The organism is Microcoleus sp. S13_C5, assembly GCF_036700845.1.
Lineage (GTDB): Bacteria > Cyanobacteriota > Cyanobacteriia > Cyanobacteriales > Microcoleaceae > Microcoleus.
In genome coordinates, this window is sequence record NZ_JAUBPR010000201.1 from 1 (window position 1) to 6,523 (window position 6,523).

5 protein-coding genes are annotated in these 6,523 nt (G+C 45.3%); 2 read left to right on the forward strand and 3 right to left on the reverse strand.

Features of this window, described 5'->3' with window-relative positions:
• Nucleotides 1-383: 383 nt before the first annotated feature.
• Complete coding sequence (recQ, locus tag QUA04_RS28225) at nt 384-2,579, reverse strand: DNA helicase RecQ (protein ID WP_333263693.1); 2,196 nt, start codon at nt 2,577-2,579, stop codon at nt 384-386.
• Between the two features lie 97 nt (nt 2,580-2,676).
• Between recQ and QUA04_RS28230 the strand changes: the two genes are divergently transcribed.
• Nucleotides 2,677-2,961, forward strand: a complete 285-nt coding sequence (locus QUA04_RS28230; protein ID WP_190738299.1) for a DUF427 domain-containing protein — start codon at nt 2,677-2,679, stop codon at nt 2,959-2,961.
• 69 nt (nt 2,962-3,030) lie between these two features.
• Here the strand turns inward: QUA04_RS28230 and QUA04_RS28235 are convergent, their stop codons facing one another.
• Nucleotides 3,031-3,693: an L-threonylcarbamoyladenylate synthase gene (locus QUA04_RS28235; RefSeq protein WP_333263696.1), complete on the reverse strand. Its 663-nt coding sequence runs from the start codon at nt 3,691-3,693 to the stop codon at nt 3,031-3,033.
• Between the two features lie 75 nt (nt 3,694-3,768).
• On the opposite strand from QUA04_RS28235, the gene larC reads away from it, so the two are divergent.
• A complete protein-coding gene (larC, locus tag QUA04_RS28240) occupies nt 3,769-5,106 on the forward strand; it encodes a nickel pincer cofactor biosynthesis protein LarC (RefSeq protein ID WP_333263699.1) in 1,338 nt (445 codons plus the stop codon).
• A gap of 14 nt (nt 5,107-5,120) precedes the next feature.
• Here larC and QUA04_RS28245 read toward each other — a convergent pair whose 3' ends face one another.
• On the reverse strand, nt 5,121-6,473 hold the full coding sequence (locus QUA04_RS28245; RefSeq protein ID WP_333263702.1) for an NB-ARC domain-containing protein: 1,353 nt from the start codon (nt 6,471-6,473) through the stop codon (nt 5,121-5,123).
• Between the last annotated feature and the right edge of the window lie 50 nt (nt 6,474-6,523).

Consider the following 6,523-nt stretch of genomic DNA (forward strand, 5'->3'; position numbering starts at 1 on the left):
GGCTTCTATGAATAATGATTATATGATGACTGTTCTCAACTCCTTTTGTCAAGCTTGATTGAGATGCTCTTACCCTGGTATTTATAGCTCAATAAAGTTGAGTTAAAAAGGGAACTTATCGCCCTCGAAACTGCGCGAAGCATAGCGAAGAATGAGACGCTTAGCCAACCCAAGCTTACTGACTTAGAGCGCTCTTAAAATTACTTGTGAAATTGAACCTTTGCCAACCCCATATACCCCAGCTAGCAAAGCCAAATGGAAAAAATAGGTTAAAAACGCAACTTTAATATATGAGCGCAAAAAGCTACTTTCTTAATTCTCATTTACCCCTCCTATCTATTAATTATCTGCGTCCATCAGCGTTCATCAGCCTACATCTGCGGTTAAAAACCGACATAATTTTGCCGCCACCAAGCCCGCACAAACTTAATCTCCTCAAACGTATAACGTTCTTCCAAAAAATCATAAATGGCTCTCAGTTTCTCATCCCCCATAACTTCAATTGCGTACACTATCGCCTGCTGGCGTTCCGGTTCCACCAACAAATTTATATCAACTTCCCTGCCCATTTCCATCAATTCTATCAGATGCCCAGAAATAGTATTAGGACTCATACCCCGCGCATTGGCTATTCCTTGAACTGTCAAACCTTTTCGGTATAATTCCCAGGTTTGCATCTGGGAATAAGACGCAAAGTTGGAAAGATTTGGAAGATTAGCTACATCAGAAGATGCAGCACCACTTGGCAATCCTTGTTCTTGGCAAAAAGTGCGAATTGCCTCCAAAAAAACTTTACCGTACTTATCTCGCTTGTTGCTACCAACGCCGTAAACTTCCTCGAATTCTCTGAGATTTTGGGGGCGTTTTTCTGCCATATCTCGCAAGCTTTTATCGGCAAAAACTACGTAAGGTGGCACAAATTGTTCGTCGGCAATTTGTTTGCGTAGCGTCCGCAGTACGGTAAATAAACCTTCTACTTCTACTGCCAAAGAACGAACTTTCCCCTGTACTTCCCGCTGGGGTTCAATGGCGATTTCAACTGTGCGCTGACGTTTCATAATTTCCCAACTTTTTTCATTCAGTTTCAATATGGGAAATCCGTCTGTTTTTTCGTCTAAACAACCTTGATTTAACAGCGAACGACTCAATTTTTTCCATTCCTCAGCACTTCTATCTTTGCCAATTCCGTAAGTAGAAAGTTGGTGGTGCTGGTATTGCAATATTTTTTGATTTTTTGAACCGCGCAGTACGTCAATAATATGATTCATGCCGAATTTTTCTTGGCATCTCGCAACGCAAGAAAGAAATTTCATTGCCTCAATCGTCCAATCTTCTACGGGTTTTTGGTTGCAACAGTTATCGCAAGTACCGCAGTTGCCTGGGAATGAATCGCCAAAATAACTTAACTGGATTGTGCGACGGCAATCGGTGGATTCTGCATAGTTGATTACTCGCCGTAACTGTTGGCGGGCAATTCGTTGTTCTTGTGGGTCAGGTTTTTGCTCGATGATGTAGTCGATGGTTTTGACATCGCCGTAGCCGAAAAATAAGCTACAATGGGCGGGTTCGTTGTCTCGGCCTGCGCGGCCGGATTCTTGATAGTATCCTTCGAGATTCTTGGGCAAGTCGTAGTGAATTACAAACCGCACGTCGGGTTTGTTAATGCCCATACCGAAGGCAACTGTGGCTACCATTACTTGCACGTCGTCGCGAATGAAGCGGGTTTGATTGGTGGCGCGATCGACATCGTTCATGCCGGCGTGGTAGGGTAAGGCTTGGATGCCACTTTGTTGTAATTTATAGGCAACTTCGTCAACTTTTTTGCGGCTGAGGCAATAGATAATTCCCGAACCGCCTTTTTTTTGGATAATTTGCAAAACTTCGGCAAAACTGTGTTTGGTTTTGGGGCGAACTTCGTAGTATAAATTGGGGCGGTTGAAGCTGGCGACGTGGATGTAGGGATTTCGCAGAGTTAGCTGCTGGATAATGTCTTGGCGGACGCGCTCGGTGGCGGTGGCGGTTAGTGCCATAATGGGAATGTCGGGATATCGATCGCGCACTCGTTCCATTTGTCTGTATTCTGGACGAAAGTCGTGTCCCCATTCCGAAACGCAGTGGGCTTCGTCGATCGCAAATGCCGAAATTCCTAACTTATTTGCTACTATATCTAAAAACGGTAAAAATCTCTCACCGAGCAAGCGTTCGGGTGCAACGTAGAGCAATTTAATCTTACCTTCGAGAATCGCAGTTTCGCGCGATCGCGTTTCCTGACTGCTCAAAGTGCTGTTGAGAAAAGTCGCCCCAATTCCATTATCCTGCAAAGCTTCCACCTGGTCTTGCATCAGAGCAATTAACGGCGAAACAACCACAGTCAATCCTGGTTTCAACAGTGCCGGTAATTGAAAACACAAAGACTTGCCACCGCCCGTCGGCATGACAATCATCATATCCCGTTTTTGTAAAGCAGCTTCGACAATTTCCTGCTGCCCCGGGCGGAAAGAGTCATAGCCAAAAAAATGTTTGAGTGCTTGTTCCAGGGGCAGCGGCACAGAAGATATTGGCGGATTCGACGCTGACATTTGCAGTAGTTGGTTGTTGGCTTCTCAACTATTCTATGCCTTTTGAGCACAAATACAGTTACAATAATTGAGAATCTCAATTTAAGCAGAAAAACTGATGCCGAAAGCAATTTGGAATGGTGCCGTTTTGGCCGAGAGCGACAAGTGCGAAATTGTAGACAACAACTATTATTTCCCCGCCGATGCCATCAACCGTGAGTATTTCAAGGACAGCAGCACTCACACTACTTGCGGTTGGAAAGGTGTTGCTAGTTACTACAGTGTCGAAGTCGGCGGACAAGTTAATAAAGATGCTGCTTGGTACTATCCTACTCCGAAAGATGCTGCTAAAAATATTGCCGGATATATTGCTTTTTGGAAAGGAGTTAAGGTAGAGGCTTAAAGCAGTTTAGAACTAAAAGAATAGGGCGGGTTGTGGGCGAATTTAGCGCTTAACCAGCCCCTTAAAATTTTAATCTTCCCAAACGGCGACAGCTTCCGAACCCAAACCACGGCGAACAACAATCGGTTCGCTTGCTGTTAAGTCGAGAATGGTAGAAACTTGATATCCCGGATCGGAACCGTCATCGACAATGACATCCACTAGCTTTGAAAAACAGTCAAACAGCTCAGCTTTGCCAAAGCTTTCTGCTTTAGATGCAGGGACTGGTGCTGCACCTTCATCATCCGTGGTAATGTGAGCGGATGTTGAAATAATTGGATTTCCCAAGGCTTCCAACAGTGTAAAACAAAGCCGCTGGTCGGGAACGCGAATTCCAGTGGTTTTCCGTTTTGGGTTCATTACCAACCGTGGCACTAACTTGGTAGCTGGCAGCAGAAATGTATAAGGCCCCGGTATTAACCGCTTGATAATTCTGTATGCTTCATCGCTAACTGCAGCATAGTCGGTGATATTTGACAGAGAGGAACACAGGAAGGTTAAAGGCTTATCATTGGATAGTTGCTTGATTTGCCTGACTCGTTCTACTGCAGACTTGGAGTTGATATCGCAGCCGATCGCGTAAACTGTATCTGTCGGATAAAGCATCACTGCCCCATTTTTTAGAGCTTTTTGAATTTTATCGATCCGGTCTCTCTGGGGTGCAACTGGATGCACTTCGTAAAAAGTTGCCATGTTAAGATATTGCAGGCTAAGTGGGCGATCGAAATATCGAGTGAAACAATCAATGCTAAAAATTAATTGTTAACAATGAATAAAATAGCTTATTTTGACTGTCCAACCGGCATTGCTGGCGATATGTGCATCGGAGCTCTCGTCCACGCCGGCGTTCCTTTAGACTACCTAATCGAAAAACTCAATTTGCTCGGCATTTCGACAGAGTACCAGTTGCGGACGGAATTAGTCCACCGGAATACTCAACAAGCAACTAAATTTTATGTCGATTTAGCTGCGGATTTGTGGTTAAAACCAGAAAATTCCGCTACCGAACTCGATCCCTCGGAAACGGAATCCCCGACTTTTGACGCCCGCCACCACCATCATCACGGGGAAGAACATTCTCACAGTCACGGGGAACCAGATGCAGAAATTAGCCACACTCATCACCGCAATTTGCCCGAAATTGAGCAAATCATCGTCTCTGCAAAATTGCCTCCGCGCGTGGAAGCTTGGAGTTTGGCCGTATTTGGCAAATTAGCAGAGGCAGAAGGTGCCGTACACGGTATCCCCGCAAGCGAGGTTCACTTTCACGAGGTGGGGGCGACGGATGCAATTATTGATATTGTCGGTACTTGTTTGGGTTTGGATTGGTTGGATATTCAGGAGTTTTACTTTTCGGCGATGCCGACTGGCGCAGGTACGGTGAAGGCGGCCCACGGCCGATTAGCGGTGCCGACGCCGGCGGTGATGCGGTTGTGGGAAACGCACCGAGTGCCGGTTTATAGCAATGGGATCGATCGCGAATTGTGCACTCCTACGGGAACTGCGATCGCCTGTACTCTCGCCGCTGGTTTCGGCCCACCACCGCCGATGCAAATTCAGGCGATCGGTTTGGGTGCAGGTTCTCGAAACCTGGCAATTCCTAATATTTTGCGCCTCTGGATAGGGGAGAAGTCAGAAGTCAGAAAAGAAAATTTAACCAACAATCGAGAAGCAATCTGTGTACAGGAAACGCAAATTGATGATTTGAGTCCGCAGGCGATCGGCTATGTTTTTGATGCTTTGTTTGCCGCCGGAGCTCTGGATGTTTTTACTGCCCCAATTGTGATGAAAAAGTCGCGGCTGGGGGTTTTGTTAACTGCGATTTGTCATCCCGAATTTCAGGATGCTTGCGAAGCAGTTATCTTTCGCGAGACTACTACTCTAGGAATTAGGCGATCGACTCAACAGAGAACTATTTTACACCGGGAAATCCAGACAGTTCAAACAGAATACGGCGAAGTCAAGATAAAAGTTGCGAAGTCGGGAGAAACGATTGTTAATGTACAGCCAGAATACGAAGATTGCGCGGAAATTGCCAGACTTAAAAATATTAGCTGGCGGGAAGTTCACCGCTTGGCCCTGCAAAGTTGGTACGATCGCACTTAATCAATCACCAAGGCTTAAGCTATCAATAAGTTAAGTTTGTTTGTCATCAATTCTTGCTCAGCATTTTGGAGTAAGCGTTCTCTGACATACTCGACGATCGCGGGTTGTAGCATTAAACTTGTTGATGCAGTATAATTGAGCGATCGCCGATCCTCGATGAGCGATCGTTCAGCCAGCCCCTCCAATGCTTCCATCAGTTGCCTTCCAGACACTTTGGGCAAATTTTCAGCTTTTAACTTCGCAGGAGTCGCTCCTTCTTGGTTAATTGCGAGCCAGTACATAATTTTTTGTTGCAGGGGAGACAAGCGATAGAACTGGCGATCGAGCAAATCCCAGAAATGGCTAAAAACAGTATTTCCTTGTACTAAAAATGCGTGAATGTCACCGCCAAAAAGTGTTTTAATAGTCGTTGCAGCAAGTTTGAGGGCGAGGGGATTGCCGCCAAAGTAGTTGACAATATCTTGACACTGCAATAGGGTTGCCTTTAATCCTTTATCGGCGATGATTTTCTGGCATACTGGCGGTGAAACTCCGAAGAGTTGGAGCGATCGCACTGGTAAATTTTCGCCCGATCGTACAGCAAACCCACCCGGTTGTTCTCGTCCGGTTAAAATCATACAACTTTGGTGCGGTTCGTCAGCAATGCGCGCCAATAACTGTCGGTAATTTTCAAACCCTTGTTGATATTGTCCGCTGCGATTTCCCCCTTGCAAAATCGACTCCAGATTGTCGAAAATTAACAAACAGCGTTTTTGCCGCAACTGTTCCATGAGAGCATCAATAGAGTGATTGTTTGTGGCTGATGAATTAGTTAAAATCGGTAAAATATTGCTGAGGATAACATCTAATCGCGGTGCTTGCTGCAAACTCCGCCAAATTACGTATTCAAATTGAGATTGAATTTGCTGGGCGAGTTTGACAGACAGAGAAGTTTTGCCAATACCGCCAATTCCAAAAATACCGATCGCGCGAGTAGAATTGCCGCTAATCCAAGTTTCTAAAGTTTCTAGTTCCTGTTGCCGGTTGTAAAATTGGGAAACATCGATCGCTTCTCCCCAATCTTGGGTGCTGTTATCTCGTTTGCTAGCGTCCAAGATGCCCGCACAGCAATGCTGGTAGCGGCGCAAAACTGCTTGCAGATTTTGCTTTGAGACTTTTTCGCCGATGATTTGAGAGAGATTTCGCCACAAATGCGAACCGACTTTTTTGATATAGTCATGTTCGTAAAGTAAGCGATCGGCTATCTCTTGATAAGAGTGTCCCTCCCAAGTTTGCAGAAAGACGCGGGATTGAATGTCATTGAGTTTTTGCTTTTTGTTTGCGGATTGTAACAGACTATCAACTAGTACACCTCGGCGTAAATACACAGACTATTAGACAGCCAAGACTTTACCCTTATATGTCCACTTAAAAGGTT

Bases quoted from the DNA above. Each gene is read 5' to 3' on its own strand.
- recQ (WP_333263693.1), bottom strand. From the start codon at position 2,579: ATGTCAGCGTCGAATCCGCCAATATCTTCTGTGCCGCTGCCCCTGGAA.
- QUA04_RS28230 (WP_190738299.1), top strand. From the start codon at position 2,677: ATGCCGAAAGCAATTTGGAATGGTGCCGTTTTGGCCGAGAGCGACAAG.
- QUA04_RS28235 (WP_333263696.1), bottom strand. From the start codon at position 3,693: ATGGCAACTTTTTACGAAGTGCATCCAGTTGCACCCCAGAGAGACCGG.
- larC (WP_333263699.1), top strand. From the start codon at position 3,769: ATGAATAAAATAGCTTATTTTGACTGTCCAACCGGCATTGCTGGCGAT.